2 protein-coding genes are annotated in these 1,338 nt (G+C 56.8%); one reads left to right on the top strand and one right to left on the bottom strand.

The features are described from left to right. A partial coding sequence (locus EN750_RS34555) for an FAD-binding oxidoreductase (RefSeq protein WP_145968206.1) occupies positions 1-564 on the top strand: 564 nt, incomplete at its 5' end. 194 nt (positions 565-758) lie between these two features. Here the strand turns inward: EN750_RS34555 and EN750_RS34550 are convergent. Further along, positions 759-1,338, bottom strand: a 580-nt coding sequence (locus tag EN750_RS34550; RefSeq protein WP_245482895.1) for a LysR substrate-binding domain-containing protein, incomplete at its 5' end; no start/stop codon positions are given.

Raw genomic sequence — 1,338 nt, 5'->3', positions numbered from 1 at the left:
GTCGTGAATGCCGGCGGCGGTTGGGCCGGTTCTCTAGCCAAGACGTTTGGCGAAGAAGTCCCGATGTTTTCAGCCGGCCCGCCGCAGTTTGTCACGGAACCACTGCCCTACATGCTTCGTCCGATTGTCCAGGCTGTCGAAGGCGACGTTATCGTCCGACAAATCGCCCGAGGAAACATCATTTTCGCGGGCTACCCTCGGACACGCTCGCAGGCCGACGGGGAACATACATATGTCCCGCCGCAAAAGATTGTGCAGGGGATGGCATCTCTGGCATCCGTCGTACCGAGTTTCGCGAATGCAGAGGTAATCCGAGCTTGGTCCGGTGTTGAAGGCTATCTCCCTGACATGCTGCCAGTGGTCGGTCCCAGTCAAGCAGTGCCCGGTCTGTTTCACGCATTCGGTGGCAGCGGCGGTGGCTTTCAAATTGCACCAGCGGTGGGAGACTGCCTGGCTGCCGTGGTCGCGGATGAACAACCAGCATGCGATCTACATCCCTATCGCATTGACCGGTTCAATGTCCAATTGGAGACAAGTGAAAAGATCACCACGGAATTCGACTAGGGGATCAGAACGCCTGGCGCGAGCGCAACAACATCGGAGATGGTTTTGGGCGAGCTACTGAGCAAGGCGGAGCAATTGCCGCGTTGCGCCTGAAAACTTACCCGCCTTCGAGTCGCGGGTTATCATCGTCAGCGGCACGAGAGTGACCAGCATTCACCGCCCGAATGCGCACGAGCGATACTGGACACAATGACTTATTCGTTCTGCGTCCACATCTGGCGGCCGCCGAGCTTTGCCTCATCGCTGGTCATGAGTTCCTTCAGAAACCGGCTCACCACGCGAATTCGGGAAAGATTTGCCAGATCCTGATGTACGGAAAGCCAAACATCCCTGTACCCCTGAAGGGCCGGCAAGACGTTGACCAGACCCGTGTTGACGCACAGAGCGAATTCTGGAAGCGCGACGATCCCCGCTCCGCTCGATGCCGCAAACATTTGGGCAATCATGCTGTTGGAGGCGAAGGCGAGATTTGGGCTGGGGATAAAATCTTCGAGCCAGCGGACCGCTTCGAGTTGAACCAGTTCCTCGATGTAGCCGACAAAACGATGTCTTTGGAGATCCTCTTTGCCTTCGGGAATTCCGTATTTCTCAAGATAGGACGGAGAAGCGTAAAGCCGTGTGGCGAAGCGGCCGATGCACTCGCCAACGAGGACCTTTCCCTGAGGTTTGAAAAAACTCAGGAAGAGGTCCGCTTCGCGGCGGGCAACGCGCACTGTTTGGGGTGACGTGACCAACTCCAGAAGCAGATCGGGGTATTTTGACGTAAGACGTGTT

This window comes from Mesorhizobium sp. M7A.F.Ca.ET.027.03.2.1, assembly GCF_003999175.1.
Classification (GTDB): domain Bacteria; phylum Pseudomonadota; class Alphaproteobacteria; order Rhizobiales; family Rhizobiaceae; genus Mesorhizobium.
This window is presented reverse-complemented; position numbering and strand designations above follow the sequence as displayed.